Origin of the sequence: Crenobacter oryzisoli (genome assembly GCF_030385785.1) — a bacterium.
GTDB classification, from domain to species: Bacteria; Pseudomonadota; Gammaproteobacteria; order Burkholderiales; family Chromobacteriaceae; genus Crenobacter_A; species Crenobacter_A oryzisoli.
The window spans coordinates 11,802-26,108 of sequence record NZ_JAUEDK010000021.1 but is presented as its reverse complement, the minus strand read 5'-3'; the positions used below and the strand labels follow the sequence as shown (position 1 = coordinate 26,108).

At 65.8% G+C, this 14,307-nt stretch carries 13 protein-coding genes and 1 riboswitch; of the genes, 7 read left to right on the top strand and 6 right to left on the bottom strand.

Annotated features, from left to right (window positions below):
- Window positions 1-135: 135 nt before the first annotated feature.
- Window positions 136-1,476, bottom strand: a complete 1,341-nt coding sequence (locus QU481_RS12550) for a peptidylprolyl isomerase (RefSeq protein ID WP_289830361.1) — start codon at window positions 1,474-1,476, stop codon at window positions 136-138.
- Entirely contained in the window at window positions 1,466-3,721 is a 2,256-nt protein-coding gene (locus QU481_RS12545) for an LPS-assembly protein LptD (RefSeq protein ID WP_289830360.1), read from the bottom strand. Before QU481_RS12545 ends, QU481_RS12550 begins: the two co-directional genes overlap by 11 nt.
- A gap of 73 nt (window positions 3,722-3,794) precedes the next feature.
- On the opposite strand from QU481_RS12545, the gene amgK reads away from it, so the two are divergent.
- The 5 genes from amgK to QU481_RS12520 are packed head-to-tail and all read left to right on the top strand — an operon-like array spanning window position 3,795 to window position 7,467.
- Window positions 3,795-4,799, top strand: a complete 1,005-nt coding sequence (gene amgK, locus QU481_RS12540) for an N-acetylmuramate/N-acetylglucosamine kinase AmgK (protein ID WP_289830359.1) — start codon at window positions 3,795-3,797, stop codon at window positions 4,797-4,799.
- Window positions 4,799-5,491 (top strand): N-acetylmuramate alpha-1-phosphate uridylyltransferase MurU, encoded by a 693-nt coding sequence (gene murU / locus QU481_RS12535; protein WP_289830358.1) that lies wholly within the window; start codon window positions 4,799-4,801, stop codon window positions 5,489-5,491. The genes amgK and murU overlap by 1 nt, the downstream gene beginning before the upstream one ends.
- Window positions 5,491-6,021, top strand: coding sequence for a crossover junction endodeoxyribonuclease RuvC (gene ruvC / locus QU481_RS12530; RefSeq protein ID WP_289830357.1), 531 nt, complete (start codon window positions 5,491-5,493; stop codon window positions 6,019-6,021). Before murU ends, ruvC begins: the two co-directional genes overlap by 1 nt.
- 56 nt (window positions 6,022-6,077) lie before the next feature.
- Window positions 6,078-6,671 carry a Holliday junction branch migration protein RuvA gene (gene ruvA, locus QU481_RS12525; protein ID WP_289830356.1) on the top strand — a complete coding sequence of 198 codons (594 nt, stop codon included), beginning with the start codon at window positions 6,078-6,080 and terminating at the stop codon, window positions 6,669-6,671.
- Window positions 6,672-6,711: 40 nt separating this feature from the next.
- Window positions 6,712-7,467, top strand: coding sequence for an NYN domain-containing protein (locus tag QU481_RS12520; RefSeq protein ID WP_289830355.1), 756 nt, complete (start codon window positions 6,712-6,714; stop codon window positions 7,465-7,467).
- Between the two features lie 56 nt (window positions 7,468-7,523).
- On the opposite strand, the gene ribB is transcribed toward QU481_RS12520, so the two are convergent.
- The gene (gene ribB / locus QU481_RS12515; RefSeq protein WP_289830354.1) at window positions 7,524-8,174 is read right to left on the bottom strand and encodes a 3,4-dihydroxy-2-butanone-4-phosphate synthase; all 651 of its coding nucleotides are present in this window, start codon (window positions 8,172-8,174) and stop codon (window positions 7,524-7,526) included.
- A gap of 128 nt (window positions 8,175-8,302) precedes the next feature.
- Window positions 8,303-8,445: riboswitch (FMN riboswitch) on the bottom strand.
- A gap of 73 nt (window positions 8,446-8,518) precedes the next feature.
- Here ribB and ruvB point away from each other — a divergent pair.
- Complete coding sequence (ruvB, locus tag QU481_RS12510) at window positions 8,519-9,553, top strand: Holliday junction branch migration DNA helicase RuvB (RefSeq protein WP_289830353.1); 1,035 nt, start codon at window positions 8,519-8,521, stop codon at window positions 9,551-9,553.
- Window positions 9,554-9,636: 83 nt separating this feature from the next.
- On the top strand, window positions 9,637-10,038 hold the full coding sequence (locus tag QU481_RS12505; RefSeq protein ID WP_289830352.1) for a hypothetical protein: 402 nt from the start codon (window positions 9,637-9,639) through the stop codon (window positions 10,036-10,038).
- A gap of 72 nt (window positions 10,039-10,110) precedes the next feature.
- On the opposite strand, the gene proB is transcribed toward QU481_RS12505, so the two are convergent.
- From proB to QU481_RS12490, 3 genes are all read right to left on the bottom strand, one after another.
- Window positions 10,111-11,229, bottom strand: a complete 1,119-nt coding sequence (gene proB / locus QU481_RS12500; protein ID WP_289830351.1) for a glutamate 5-kinase — start codon at window positions 11,227-11,229, stop codon at window positions 10,111-10,113.
- A gap of 70 nt (window positions 11,230-11,299) precedes the next feature.
- Entirely contained in the window at window positions 11,300-12,739 is a 1,440-nt protein-coding gene (locus tag QU481_RS12495; protein WP_289830350.1) for a cyclic-di-GMP receptor FimW-related protein, read from the bottom strand.
- A 69-nt stretch (window positions 12,740-12,808) separates the two neighbouring features.
- Entirely contained in the window at window positions 12,809-14,155 is a 1,347-nt protein-coding gene (locus tag QU481_RS12490; protein ID WP_289830349.1) for an adenosylmethionine--8-amino-7-oxononanoate transaminase, read from the bottom strand.
- Window positions 14,156-14,307 lie beyond the last annotated feature (152 nt).

Here is a 14,307-nt window from a genome sequence, read left to right as displayed (position 1 = left end):
GCAGTACCAGTACCGGCTACGACCGGCGCGAGCGGCGCAAAATCCGGCCGCCGATCACGTTAATTAATTGTCATGGCCAAAACAAAACACCCGGTCGGCAAGGCGCGACCGGGTGTCGGGCAGGGCGGGCGACGCTTACTGGTTGTCGTCGAGCCGTTCCTGCACGAATGCCGAGTCACGCAGCTGGCGCACCCAGTCGAGGTAAGCCTGCTCGACCTTGCGCGCGCGGATCTGCTGCTTGATCGCCAACCGCTCGCGCTGGTCGGCGACGTCCTGAGTGCGCTTGTCGACCACCTTGATCAGGTGCCAGCCGAACGGGCTGCGCACCGGGGCGCTCACCTGGTTGAGCGGCAGGCTGAGCATCGCCTTCTCGAATTCCGGCACGGTGTCGCCGAGGCTGACCCAGCCGAGGTCGCCGCCGCGGGTATTGCTGCCGTCTTCCGAGTACAGGCGTGCCATTTCTTCGAAGCTAGCGCCGCGGGCGATACGGTCACGGATCTGGTCGACCTTGGCGCGCGCGTCGGCCTCAGACACCGCCTCGTTGGTGCGGATCAGGATGTGCTCGGTATGGTACTGCTCGACCAGTTGCGCAGCGCCTTGCGCGCGCTTTTCGATCAGCTTGAAGATATAGAAGCCCTGCGGGCTGCGGATCACGCCGCTGCTCTCTCCCGGCTGCAGCGTCTCGAGCAGCGATGCGAGTTCAGGTGGCAGCGAGGTGGCCGGTCGCCAGCCCAGATCGCCGCCCTTCAGCGCGTTCGGTGCGTCCGAATAGGTGGCGGCTACCTGGGCGAACGGCTTGCCGGCCTTGATGTCGGCGAGCGCCGTTTCGGCGCGCTTGGACTTGAGGTCGATGTCCTTGGCGCTGGCGCGCTCCGGGACGCTGACCAGGATGGTGGCAAGGTGGTAATCGCTGCGGTTGGCGGTATTGGCGCTCTTCAGAACCTGGTCGACTTCGGTGTCGGTGACGGTGACGCGCGACTCGACCTCACGCTGCTTCAGCCGGTCGAGCGTGATGTCGCGGCGCATGTCGGAACGGAACTGGGCTTGGCTCACGCCATCCTTGGCCAGTTGCGCATACATGCCGTCGACGCTGACCTTGTTCTGCTTGGCGATCTGCGCGATGGTGCGCTCGAGCTCGCTGTCGTCTACGCTGATGCCGTTGAGGGAGGCGAACTGCATCTGCACGTCTTCGGTGATCATCTGTTCGAGCACCTGGTGCTTGAGCGCCTCGGGCTCCGGCGGCGCGACATGCTGGCGCTGCAGGTTGTCGAGCGCCTGCTTGATACGATGATCGAGTTCGAGCTGGGTGATCACCTGCTTGTTGACTACGGCAACGATGCGGTCGACTGACTTGACCGGCGCCGGTGCGACGGCGAGGGTGCCGGAGGTCAGCGGCGTGGTCGGTGCGGTCGCGGCGTGGGCCGAAACGAAGGCGCCCGCCACAAGGACGGCGAGCAGGGTCTGCTTAGAAGTCATTGCTTGTCTCGTTGATCTTGCTGTAACCGGGGATGGAGAGGCGCAGCGTGTTGAGCGGGTTGCTGCCGATGCCAGCCAGGTCTTTGAGTTCGACTTGTACGTAGAACTTGGTCTTCACGTTGACAAGGTCGGTGACATAGCGTTGACCGACCAAGCGTAGTGTCCAGCAGCCGTCGTTGTACTCGAAGCCGGCCAGTTGCTCAAGCGGCTTGCGTTGGTTGAGCGAGTAGTTGAGACGGGCGAGGCCGTACCAGCGCCGGGCGATCGGCCACTGCGCGCCCAGGTCGACCTGGCGCAGCGTTTCCGGATTGTTGTTGATGTCGACGTCCTGGTTGTAGCCGTAGCGGTAGCGGGCGCTCAGCGTCTTGCCCGGTGCCGGGTTGTAGCGCAGCGAGGCGGTGACCTGGTCAGTGTGGCTGTCGGCCTGGCTGTACTGGTAGTTGGAGTCGAAACGCCAAGCGCGGGTCAGGTCGCCACCGGCGCCGAGCAGGAAGTCCGAGCCGCTGCCGGTGCGCTGGGTCGTGTTGCCGGCCAGGTTGATGTCGTCGCGGGTGAAGTAGTAGCGCTGCGCGAAGGTCAGCCGCAGCCGTTCGAGGCCACCCTCGTTGTCGATCAGGCGGCTGGTTAGGCCGGCGGTCACCTGGTTGGCGCCATTGATGCGGTCCGAGCCGGAGAAGCGGTTCTCGGTGAACAGCTGCGCGTAGTTGATGTCGTTTTCCGAAGTGTCGAAGTTCGGCAGCGTGTTCTGCGCCTTGGTCGGAATGTAGACGTAATAGAGGCGCGGCTCCAGCGTTTGCGTATGGTCTCGGCCGAAGAACGAGGTGTCACGGTCGAAGTAGAGGCCGCTGTCGATACTGGTGATCGGCAGCTCCCGGGTTTGGGTGCTGCTCGGTGCGGCACTGGCAATCGATGAACCGGCAAAGCTGTCGAGGCTGTACTCGGTGTAGTGGAAGCCGATCTTCGGTTGCACATAGCCCCAGCTCTTGTCCAAGCGCCAGGTCACCGACGGGTAGGCAACGAAGCGGCGGCCGCTTTGTTGCACGTCGCTGCTGAAATAGGTCCACTCGCTGGCGAGGTTCGCCGACGGACCATCCTCCAGGCTCTTGTTCAGGTTCAGTGTCAGCTGCGGCAGCCGCGCGTACGGCGGCGTCACCGGCGAGAGCGGGTCCTGCTGCAGCGTCTGGTAGCGCTGCCAGCGCAGCATGGCGCTGCCACCGATGCCGGCGACGTTGAAGCCGTAGTTGAACCATGCCTCGCGGTCGAGGTTGGTGCTGTCGGCGATCGTCTGGCGGTTGCCGAAGTCCTTGAAGTAGTTGTCGTCCGATACCTGGGTGGCGATGTAATTGAAGCTCAGCCCCGGCAGCAGTGTCTGGCTGTGCGTGCCGTTCCACAGCCAGCGGCTGGAGTCGGTGGTGCGGTCGTTCGGCATCTGCTCGGTGTACAACGTGCCGCGGTAGCTGGGCTCGAGGTAGCGGAACTCGCCGGCGACGCCTGCGCCGCGCTTGGCGTTGTAGCGCGCAGTCAGCGTGGCGTCGTAGTTTGGCGCCAGGTTGAAGTAGTACGGGATGTCGATGCCGAAGCCGTCGCTGCCGCCGGAAATCACCGGCGCCAGCACGCCCGACTTGCGACCGCCGTCGAGCGGGAAGTCGATCCATGGCGTGTAGAACACCGGTACGCCCTCGAATTCGAGGTGGGCATGGTGGGCCACGCCGACGTTGCGGTCGTAGTCGAGATCGATCGCCGACGCCTTGATGTACCAGGTGTCATCACCGGGCGAGCAGGTGTTGAAGCGGGCTTGGCGCAGCTGGTACTGGTCGGGGCCTTCGAAGCCGATCTCCTGGCCGTCGCCGCGCAAGCGCCGCTTGGGCCCGGTCTGAGTCTGGGCGTCGAAGGTGGCGTCGCTCGCCTTGCCGGTGCGGCTGTCGAGGTAGTAGTCGAGGTCGTGGCCGGTGACGACGGCGCCCGGCTGGGTCAGCGTGAAACGATCGCCCGCCTTGACCCGGTTCTTGTCCTGGTAGTAGTCCAGCCAGTCGGCGTTGACGGTCTGATCGTTGCGGGTCACCACCACGTCGCCGCGCGCCTTGAGCACCTCGTCCATGGTGCCGGACAGGTCGTCGGCCGTGACGTGCGTCTGGTCCGGTTTGACGTCGGGGGTGGTCAGCACCACCGGCTCGTCCGCCAGCGCAAACGGGGCGCAGAAGGCGGTGGCCAGCGCGAGTACAAGCCGGGTCGGGCGTAACGGCATGCAAAAAGCCATATCGTGGGGTGGTCGGGACGTATAAAATCGCACCATTCTATCAGTACCTTGTTCGAGACACATGCCGCGACAACTCGCTTTGCAATCCTGGCTGGCCACCCTTTATCCGAACACCATGATTTCCTTGGCGTTCGCCGCTGCCGATGCCGACTTCCGGCGCTATTTCCGCGCCACTTTCCCGGACGGTTCCACGCTGATCGCGATGGATGCGCCGCCGGACAAGATGGACACCCGACCCTACGCGCGAGTTCGCGAGCTGTTTGCGATGCTGAACGTGCCGAAGATCGTTGCGCACGATCCGGAGCAGGGGTTCATGCTGCTCGAGGACCTGGGTAACGTCACTTATCTGGCCGCACTGCAATATGACCCGCGCCCCGAAGTGACCAAGCACCTGCTGCTCGAGGCGATCGACGAGCTGGTCACGCTGCAGCAGGCGAGCCGTCCCGACGCGTTGCCCGAGTACGACGCCGCACTGCTGAGCCGCGAGCTCAACCTGTTCCCGGAATGGTTTGCCGCTAAGGAGCTGGGCAAGCCGTTTACCTTCGCGCAGCGCCAGGTGTGGGAGCAGATGTGCCAGCTGCTGATCGGGCGCGCGCTGGCCCAGCCCAAGGTGTTTGTGCACCGCGACTTCATTGTGCGCAACCTGATGCTGACGCGCGGCCGCCCCGGCGTGCTCGACTTTCAGGATGCGGTGTACGGCCCGATCAGTTACGACCTGGTGTCGCTACTGCGCGATGCCTTCATCGGCTGGGACGAGGAGTTCGTGCTCGACCTGGTGGTGCGCTACTGGGAGAAGGCGCGCGCCGCCGGCCTGCCGGTCAATCCGGAGATCGACGCGTTCTATCGCGACTTCGAATGGATGGGCGTGCAACGTCATTTGAAGGTGGCCGGCATCTTCGCTCGCCTGTACCACCGCGACGGCAAGGACAAGTACCGCGGCGAGATTCCACGCTTTATCGACTACCTGAAGAAGACCTGCCGCCGCTACAACGAGCTGGCGCCGCTGTACCAGCTGCTTGTCCAGCTGGTCGGCGACGATGACGTGCAGACCGGGTACACCTTCTGATGCGGGCGATGATTCTGGCCGCCGGGCGCGGCGAGCGGATGCGTCCGCTGACCGACCGCACCCCCAAGCCCTTGCTGCCGGTCGGCGGCCTGCCGCTGATCGGCTGGCACATTCGCCGGCTGGCCGCGGCCGGCATCACCGACCTGGTGATCAACCATGCCTGGCTCGGTGAGCAAATCGAGGCGGCGCTCGGCGACGGCGCGGCCTTCGGCGTGCGCATCGCCTACTCGCGCGAAGGACAGGCGCTGGAGACCGCCGGCGGCATCGCCACCGCCCTGCCGCTGCTTGGCGATGCGCCGTTCCTGGTGGTGAACGGCGACGTGCTGACCGATGTCGACTTCACAATCCTCGCCGAACGGGCCGAGAGCCTCGACGGCACTCTCGCGCATCTGGTGATGGTCGACAATCCTGCCCATCATCCTGCCGGCGACTTCGGCTTGCTCGCCGATGGCCGCCTTTCGACCAACCCGGCCGATGGAGTGTCGCTGACCTTCGCCGGCATCGGCGTCTATCACCCGGCGCTGTTCGCCGACACGCCGCCTCATCAGCCGGCCAAGCTCGCACCGCTGCTGCGCGCGGCGATGGCCGACGGCCGGGTCGGTGGCGAGCGCCATACCGGTCTATGGCTCGATGTCGGCACTGCTGAGCGGCTGGCCGAGGCTGACGCGATCGCACAACACTGGGCGCGTTGATGGCGCGTCGCATCCTCGGCATCGACCCGGGCAGCCGCATCACCGGTTTCGGCGTGATCGACGTGATCGGTCAGCAGCGCCATTACGTCGCCTCCGGCTGCATTCGCACCCCGCAGGGTGCGCCGCTGACCGAGCGGGTCAAGGTGTTGGTCGATGGCCTGTTCGACGTGATCGCCACCTACCGGCCGACCGAGTCGGCGATCGAGCAGGTGTTCGTTAACGTCAACCCGGCGGCGACGCTGATGCTCGGCCAGGCGCGGGGCGCCTGCCTGTCGGCGCTGGTGATGCGCGACCTGCCGGTGGCGGAATACACCGCGCTGCAGGTCAAGCAGTCTGTGGTCGGCCACGGTAAGGCGCCCAAGGAGCAGGTGCAGTACATGGTGGTGACCATGCTCAACCTGTCCGGCACGCCGCAGGCCGACGCCGCCGACGCGCTGGCGGTGGCGTTGGCGCACGCCAACCACTCGGGTGGCGCGATTGGCGCGCTGGCGCGCCAGGGGCTGCGTATCAAGGGCGGACGGCTCGCCTGAATTTCCGCCGAGCGGTTGTGATCCGTTCGGTCAACCTTTTCTTGTCAGGATTCACGATGATTGGACGCCTCAGCGGCTCGCTGATCGAAAAACTCCCGCCGCAGGTGGTGCTGGACGTCGGCGGCGTTGGCTACGAAGTCGACGTGCCGATGAGCACCTTCTACCAGCTGCCGCCGCTCGGTGAGAAGGTGGTGCTGTTCACTCACCAGGTGGTGCGCGAGGATGCCCACCTCTTGTTCGGCTTCGCCAGCAAGGAAGAGCGCCAGACCTTCCGGGCCCTGATCAAGGTCACCGGCATCGGCGCCAAGATCGCGTTGGCGATCCTGTCGACGCTGTCTGCCGACGAGCTGGCGATCGCGATCGCCGCTGAGGATATCAAGCGCCTGTCGGCTGTGCCGGGCATCGGCAAGAAAACCGCGGAGCGGCTGGTGCTGGAACTGCGCGGCAAGCTGGTCACCGGTGGTGCGGTGGCCACGCCGGGCGGGCTGCCGCTGGTGGCCGAGCCGTCGCCGCTCGACGATGTCGCCAACGCCTTGCTCGCCTTGGGTTACAACGAGAAGGAGGCGGCGGCGGCGGTGAAGATGTTGCCGGCTGGTGTCGGTGTCAGCGAGGGGATTCGCCTCGCGCTGAAGGGGCTGGTAAAGGCCTGAGTTGCCGCGCGCGGCCCTATTCAACCTTGAGGGAATTCCGATGGCCAACGTCGCGGTGCTGATCGACGCGGACAATGTGTCGCCGAGCTGGATCGAGAACGTGCTGACCGAGGCGACCAAGCTCGGTTCGCTGGCGCTCAAGCGCGTCTACGGCGACTTCAGTCGGCAGGACAAGACCTGGCGCGAACTGTGCGCGCGGCTGGCGATCCAGCCCATTCAGCAGTTCCCGAACACCAAGGGCAAGAACGCCTCGGACATCGCGATGGTGATCGACGCGATGGACCTGTTGCACTCCGGGCGCTATGAGAGTTTCTGTCTGGTGTCGAGCGACAGCGACTTTTCGCGGCTGGCTACCCGGCTGCGGGAGGACGGCGGCGATGTGTGGGGCTTCGGTGAGTTGAAGGCGCCGGAGGCTTTCGTCAAGGCGTGCAGCAAGTTCGTCTACGTGGAGATCCTCGAGGGCGATGAGGAGGACGAGGAGGACGAGCGCGAAGGCGACGAGCCGGTTACCGACCATCTGCAACGGCTGAAGCTGCCGATCGACCGGCAGTTGAAGGCGGCGCTGCGCGAAGCGGTGCAAACCGCGTCGGACGAGGAGGGCTGGGCGCAGCTTGGCGGCGTCGGCAGCCTGATCACCAAGCGCCTGCCCGACTTCGACTCGCGTAACTACGGCTACGCCAAACTCTCCAGCCTGATCAAGGCGGTCGGACTGTTCGAGGTGGTGATCCCGAACGACGGCAACAACCGCTCGCCGCTGGTACGGCTGAAACTTGGCCGAAGCCGCGGCGGGCAGTGAGCCCGTTCTCGTCATGAAAAACAGGGAGCCACGGCTCCCTGTTCTGTTTTGCCGGCTTAGGCTGGCAGCGCTTCGGCCAACCATTCGGCCTGCCGCTCGCGCCACGCGACCAGCTCATCGATGGTCAGCACCGGCAACTGGTGTCGGGCGGCGTAGGCGTCGATCTGGTCGCCGACCATCATCGTGCCGTCCGGATTCATCAGCTCGCACAGCACCCCGGCCGGGGAGAGGCCCGCTAGGCGCGCCAGATCGACGCTGCCCTCGGTGTGGCCGCGCCGTTCCAGCACGCCACCAGGGCGGGCGCGTAGCGGGAACACGTGACCGGGACGGGCCAGATCGTCGGGCTGGGCATCAGGCGCCAGCGCAGCGCGGATGGTGGTGACCCGGTCGGCGGCCGACACGCCGGTGGTGACGCCGCGGCGCGCCTCGATCGACACGGTGAAGGCGGTGGCAAAGCGGCTCTGGTTGTCGGCCACCATCGGCGCTAGTTGCAGCCTATCGGCGTGCTCCGGCGTCAGGCACAGGCAGACGATGCCGCTGCCGTCGCGGATCAACTGCGCCATCATGGCAGGGGTAAGCCGTTCGGCGGCGACGATCAGGTCGCCCTCGTTTTCGCGGTCGTCGTCATCGAGCAGGATGACCGGGCGGCCGGCACGCAAGGCGTCAAGCGCGGCGTGAATTTTGTCGGAAAGGCTATCGGTATGCATGGAAACGGTCCTCGTCAAACAGTGAGAAACACGTTCCAGGGCGTGCAAGAACGGCGGGGACGGACGCACAGCGCCAAGCCTTTCGGCCGAGCGCGCACGCGCCACCCTCCCGCACGGGAGGCAGCGGCTGCCATCTTCTTTCATCCGGACTGTGACCGTCGGCCCCGGACTTTCACCGGATCTGCTGACCCTATCGCTCGATAGGCGCTCGCGGGCTCGCTCTGTCGAGCATACCGCCGGTGGGGAATTTCACCCCGCCCTGAAGACGTACTGGTGGCCGAATCGGCCGGCAACGAGTATAGCGCAATGGTAAGATCGGCCCATATTCATTCAGGCCTGACACGATGATCGAAACCGACAACCTCATCGGCGGTGCCCCGGAGCGGCGCATCGTCACCCAGCAAAGCCTGTCAGCGCAAGAAGAGGCACTGGAGCGCGCGTTGCGCCCCAAGGCGCTAGACGATTACGTCGGCCAGAAGAAGGCGCGCGAGCAACTGGAGATCTTCATCGAGGCGGCGAAGAAGCGCGGCGAGGCACTCGACCACGTGCTGCTGTTCGGCCCGCCGGGCTTGGGCAAGACCACGCTGGCTCACATCGTCGCGCGCGAGATGGGCGTCAACCTGCGCCAGACTTCCGGCCCAGTGCTGGAGCGCGCCGGTGACCTGGCGGCGCTGCTGACCAATCTCGAGCCGCACGACGTGCTGTTCATCGACGAGATCCACCGTCTCAGCCCGGTGGTGGAGGAAATCCTCTATCCAGCGCTGGAGGACTACCAGATCGACATCATGATCGGCGAGGGGCCGGCAGCGCGCTCGGTGAAGATCGACCTGCCGCCGTTCACCCTGGTCGGCGCCACCACTCGCGCCGGCATGCTGACCAACCCGCTGCGCGATCGCTTCGGCATCGTCGCGCGGCTGGAGTTCTACACCGCCGAGGAGTTGACCCGTATCGTCAGCCGCTCGGCCGGCCTGCTCAACGTGACCTTGGCCGAAGACGGTGCGCTCGAGGTCGCCAAGCGCTCGCGCGGCACGCCGCGCATTGCCAACCGACTGCTGCGCCGGGTGCGCGACTACGCCGAGGTGAAGTCGGACGGCGTGGTAACGCGCGAGGTGGCCGACGCGGCGCTGGCGATGCTCGACGTCGACCATGCCGGCCTCGACGTGATGGACCGCAAACTGCTGTCGGCCATCCTCGACAAGTTCGGTGGCGGCCCGGTCGGCCTCGACAACGTCGGCGCGGCGATCGGCGAGTCGACCGACACCATCGAGGACGTGATCGAGCCCTATCTGATCCAGCAGGGCCTGCTGCAGCGCACCCCGCGCGGCCGCATGGCCACCGCACTGGCCTACCAGCACTTCGGCCTGCCGGTGAAGGAGTGAGTGCGGCGGTATGTCTGACGATGCCGATGCGCTTGGCGTACAATCGCTGCTAACCGCTCATCATCGTCCATCGAAGGGATGTCATGTTCTATGCCTTGCTGGGCGCCACGCTGGTCGTGGCGCTGCTCACCTCGATCGCCGTCGCGCGCTTCTTCGACTCCGCGGTCAACAAGATCCTTGCACGCATCATCGGCGGCGACCTGGCCGACGCCTGGCGCAAGTACCTGAGCTTCGCCATCGTGGTGGTCGGGGTGCAGGGCGGGGTGCGGTTGTGGGAGCTGGAGAAGTACGTCACCGCCACCCGCGAGTCGGCGGCGCTGGAGCTCAACGGCATGCGCTGGACCTTGGAGATCTACCGCACCTTCATCGACACGCTGCAGAGTATCGCCTGGGTGCTGCTGCTGTTCTTCCTCGCCGCGATGATCGCCTATGTGATCGTGCGTGCGATCGAGTTGAAGCACGAACAGAAGGACGACGCCAATTAAGGCACGCTTGGCCGTATGACAAAAGGGCCGCCCGATTGGGCGGCCCTTTTTTGCCTTGTCGTCGGTCGGAGTTTACAGCGTCACCATATTGTCGCGATGGATCAGTTCCGGCTCGACCAGGTAGCCGAGCGTCTCCTCCAGCGCGCGGGTCGGCTTCTTCATGATCAGCCGTGCCTCGTCCGAGCTGTAGTTGACCAGGCCGCGCGCCACCTCGTGGCCGGTCTCGTCGACACAGGCGACCGCTTCGCCGCGCAGGAAGTCGCCTTCGACGCCGATCACGCCGATCGGCAGCAGGCTGGTGTGCTTCTCGCGCACCGCCACGGCGGCGCCGGCGTCGAGCACCAACCGGCCAGTTAGCTTCAGGTGGTCGGCTAGCCATTGCTTGCGCGCTGCCATCCGCGTGGTCGGCGCGACCAGCTGGGTACCGATGCCCTCGCCATCGGCGAGGCGCGACAGCACGTTCTGCTCGCGGCCGCTGGCGATCACCGTGGCGGCGCCGCTGCGTGCCGCGCGCTTGGCGGCGACGATCTTGGTGTACATGCCACCAGTGCCGACGCTGGAGCCTGCGCCGCCGGCCATCTCCTCGAGCGCCGGGTCGCCGGCCTCGGCCTCGTGCACGAACTGGGCGTTCGGGTTCTTGCGCGGGTCGGCGGTGTAGAGACCGCGCTGATCGGTCAGAATCACCAGCGCATCGGCCTCGATCAGGTTGGTGACCAAGGCGCCGAGCGTGTCGTTGTCGCCGAAGCGGATCTCGTCGGTGACCACGGTGTCGTTCTCGTTGATGATCGGCACGACATTCAGCGCCAGCAGCGCGGTCAGCGTCGAACGGGCATTCAGGTAGCGGGTGCGGTCAGCCAGGTCTTCGTGCGTCAGTAGCACTTGCGCAGTCTTGAGCCCGTGCTCGCGGAACTCGGTCTCATAAGCCTGAGCCAGGCCCATCTGGCCCACCGCAGCGGCGGCTTGCAACTCGTGCACTGCCTTGGGCCGGCGGCTCCAGCCCAGCCGCTGGCAACCCTCGGCGATCGCGCCGCTCGAGACCAGCACCACTTCTTTGCCGCGTCGCTTCAGCTCGGCGATTTCGGCTGCCCATCGCGCCAGCGCGACGCGGTCCAGCCCCTTGCCATCGTTGGTGACGAGACTGGAGCCGACTTTGACGACCAGACGGGAAGCGGTGTGGATCACGGAGTGCATGGGGGTGGAACCGAGGAAAATAGGTTGACGCAAAGTATACGGTGCTCGCCGTTCCGGCAAAAGGGCAGCCTCACCGCATATTGTCTGACAGAAATTCGACGAGCTGATAGAGGGGGGTCTGCTGCGCCAGTCGCGACAACTTAAGCCGCCTCTCGCCATTGCGGTCGTGCAACCGGCATTCGAGCAGCCGTACAAATGGCCGCCCTGGTAGCAGTAGCTGTGGCTGGCGGTTGTGAAGGGGTAATGGCGGCAGTTCCAGTGCCAGCATGAATGCGTTGGCCGGCCCGCAGTGCAACAGCACCGGCGAGGCGTCGGCGCTGAGTCGTTCCACCCCGCAATTGAGAACGCTGCCGTCCTGGTGGACGGTGGCCCACCGCACCAGCCCGAGCTGCCACGTGGCCACCTCATACAGCGAGCGACACAGTACTAGTTCGCCCTCGCGCAGCGCCAGGCCGTGCGGCTCGCCGTGCAGCGTGAAGCCGGTCTGGCTGTGGTTCTGCTCGATCATGACGACCGCAGGCTGCGGCGACGGCGGATCGGCCGGGGCGCTCGGCCAACGTTGGCCAGCCAGCACGAACCAGATCGATGCCAGGCCGCTGTGGACCAGCAATGCTTGTTGTTGCAGTTCGCGCTGCGGGGCATGGTGGGCGGGTACCGTCCATTCGGTCAGCACCAGCCGCAGCAACTCGTGAGTGTCGAGGCCGTCGATCTGGCTTGTACGGTGAGCCTGCAGCCGGTCGCGCAGACGGGCGATCAACAGACCGAAGCCGAGCCGCAGCCAAGGCCCGGTCGGTGCGCCGTGGTGGAACTGCGGGGGAGCGTCAGCATCCAGCATCAGGTAGTACGCACTGTTGCCATGGCCGGCATCGCGCAGTTCCAGTTCGACGGCGTGCTCAAGCAGCTGCGGCACCAGCCAGTCGAACTGGGCCACGGTCAAGCGACCTGCCGGCAGGAGGCCGAGCAGCAGCAGCCTGCGGTACAGTGTGCCGAGGGCCGGTTCCTGACCCGGCAGGAATTCCCACCCCTGCAGTCGCAGCAGCGAGAACAACTCATGGCAGCGCTGCCAGAATCCCGGCGGTGGCGCGCTGTGATGGCGGACCGCCAGCTCGAAGAGCCGGTGCGCGACCAGCAGTCCGGCGCCAGCGGCATCGAGGGCGGCTTGCTGGTGGCCGGCGGAGAGTTGCTGGGTGAGGATGCGCCGGTGCCCGGTGAACAGTGCCTCATAGAGCGCTAGCTGCAGTGTAATTGCCTGGCGTGACGGGGTGGCGGTGAGCAGGGCAGGGCGGCGAGCCTCGACGGCGCCCTGAAACAGACCAAGCAGTGCCCGGCGGTTGGCGGCGGGCAGCCGGCTGCGGTTGAGGGCGGCGATGGCGTCCAATAGCGCGAGCGCCCCGGTCAAGGCCGGGGTGGCGGGCAGCTCGCCCAACCACTGCTCGACCCGTTCCGGACGGGTCACGTCCTTCTGCGGTGTCTGGTCCAGTGGCGGAAGGGTTAGCAAATGGGAGGGCAACGCCGGTCCTGTCGTTAAGTAGGCATGACTATGGCTTTAATCCTAGTCAGCGGTATGGCACCCTGCCAGTCAAGGCAGTGCCGGGCTCGCCGAGCCGCCGTCTCCGCCGGCTAAGCGGTCCAGTTCGGCCAATACCGCCTCGGTCAGCAGCTGCATCTGGGTGTCGTCGATGATGTACGGCGGCATCAGGTAGACCGTCTTGCCGATCGGGCGCAGCAGGCAGCCGCGCGCCAGCATCCCGGCGAAGAACGCCTGGGCGAAGTCGCCACGCGCGGTGTCGACGTCGAATGCCCAAATCATCCCGACATGGCGGAAGTGCCGCACTGCCGGGTGGGCGGCGACCGGTTGCAGGAGGGTGGTAAAGCGCTCGGCCTTGTCGCGGTTGGCCGAGATGACGTCTTCCTGCTCGAATAGGTCCAGCACGGCGAGCGCCGCGGCGCAGGCGAGCGCGTTGCCGGTGTAGCTGTGCGAGTGCAGGAAGCCGCGAGTCACGTCGTCGTCGTAGAATGCCGCGTAGACATCGTCGGTGGTCAGCACGCACGACAGCGGTAGGAAGCCCCCGGTGATACCCTTGGACAGGCATAGGAAGTCGGGCTTGATGCCTGCCTGCTCACAGGCGAACAGCGCGCCGGTGCGGCCGAAGCCGACTGCGATCTCGTCGGCGATCAGGTGTACCTGGTAGCGGTCGCACAGTTCGCGTGCCAGTGTCAGATACTGCGGATCGTACATCACCATGCCGGCAGCGCCCTGCACCAGCGGCTCGACGATCAGCGCGGCAATCTCGCCGTGGTGCTTGGCGAGCAGGTTTTCCAGCGCAGCGGCAGCGCGGCGCGCCACGTCGGCAGCGCTCTCTCCCCCGGCCGCATGGCGGGCGTCCGGGCTCGGTACGCGCAGCCCGGTCTTCAAGAGCGGCGCATAGGTGTCGGAGAACAGCGGCACATCGGTGACGGCCAGCGCGCCGACCGTCTCGCCATGGTAGCTGCCTTCCAGGCTGACGAAGCGGCGCTTTCCAGGCTCGCCGACGTTCTGCCAGTAGTGGAAGCTCATCTTCAGTGCGATCTCGGTCGCCGAGGCGCCGTCCGAGCCATAGAAGGCGTGGCCGAGGCCGGACAGCCGGCCCAACCGTTCCGACAGCTCGACCACCGGTTTATGGGTGAAGCCGGCCAGCATGACATGCTCGAGCGAATCGAGCTGGTGCTTGATGGCCTGCTTGATCGCCGGGTGGCCGTGACCGAACAGGTTCACCCACCATGAGCTGACCCCGTCGAGGTAACGATTGCCGTCGAAGTCGGTCAGATACATCCCGTCGGCCGAAGCGATCGGGATCAACGGCAGCGTCTCGTGACGCTTCATCTGGGTGCAGGGGTGCCAGACCGCAGCGCGGCTGCGGGCGAGCCAGTCCTGGTTGTGCGACATGAGGGTATCCTTGCGCTTCGATAAGTCGCGCCATTGTGACACGTGTACCGGCGCCACCGCGCAATCGTCGGCGTCCCGGGGCCGGCCTCTTGCCGGCACATGATGGCTTTGGCAAATAAAAATGACTTTGACATAAATTGGGGCGGCGCCTT

Excerpts from the sequence above, each read along its gene's own strand:
- QU481_RS12550 (WP_289830361.1), bottom strand. The coding sequence starts at position 1,476 with ATGACTTCTAAGCAGACCCTGCTCGCCGTCCTTGTGGCGGGCGCCTTC.
- QU481_RS12545 (WP_289830360.1), bottom strand. The coding sequence starts at position 3,721 with ATGCCGTTACGCCCGACCCGGCTTGTACTCGCGCTGGCCACCGCCTTC.
- amgK (WP_289830359.1), top strand. The coding sequence starts at position 3,795 with ATGCCGCGACAACTCGCTTTGCAATCCTGGCTGGCCACCCTTTATCCG.
- murU (WP_289830358.1), top strand. The coding sequence starts at position 4,799 with ATGCGGGCGATGATTCTGGCCGCCGGGCGCGGCGAGCGGATGCGTCCG.
- ruvC (WP_289830357.1), top strand. The coding sequence starts at position 5,491 with ATGGCGCGTCGCATCCTCGGCATCGACCCGGGCAGCCGCATCACCGGT.
- ruvA (WP_289830356.1), top strand. The coding sequence starts at position 6,078 with ATGATTGGACGCCTCAGCGGCTCGCTGATCGAAAAACTCCCGCCGCAG.
- QU481_RS12520 (WP_289830355.1), top strand. The coding sequence starts at position 6,712 with ATGGCCAACGTCGCGGTGCTGATCGACGCGGACAATGTGTCGCCGAGC.
- ribB (WP_289830354.1), bottom strand. The coding sequence starts at position 8,174 with ATGCATACCGATAGCCTTTCCGACAAAATTCACGCCGCGCTTGACGCC.
- ruvB (WP_289830353.1), top strand. The coding sequence starts at position 8,519 with ATGATCGAAACCGACAACCTCATCGGCGGTGCCCCGGAGCGGCGCATC.
- QU481_RS12505 (WP_289830352.1), top strand. The coding sequence starts at position 9,637 with ATGTTCTATGCCTTGCTGGGCGCCACGCTGGTCGTGGCGCTGCTCACC.
- proB (WP_289830351.1), bottom strand. The coding sequence starts at position 11,229 with ATGCACTCCGTGATCCACACCGCTTCCCGTCTGGTCGTCAAAGTCGGC.
- QU481_RS12490 (WP_289830349.1), bottom strand. The coding sequence starts at position 14,155 with ATGTCGCACAACCAGGACTGGCTCGCCCGCAGCCGCGCTGCGGTCTGG.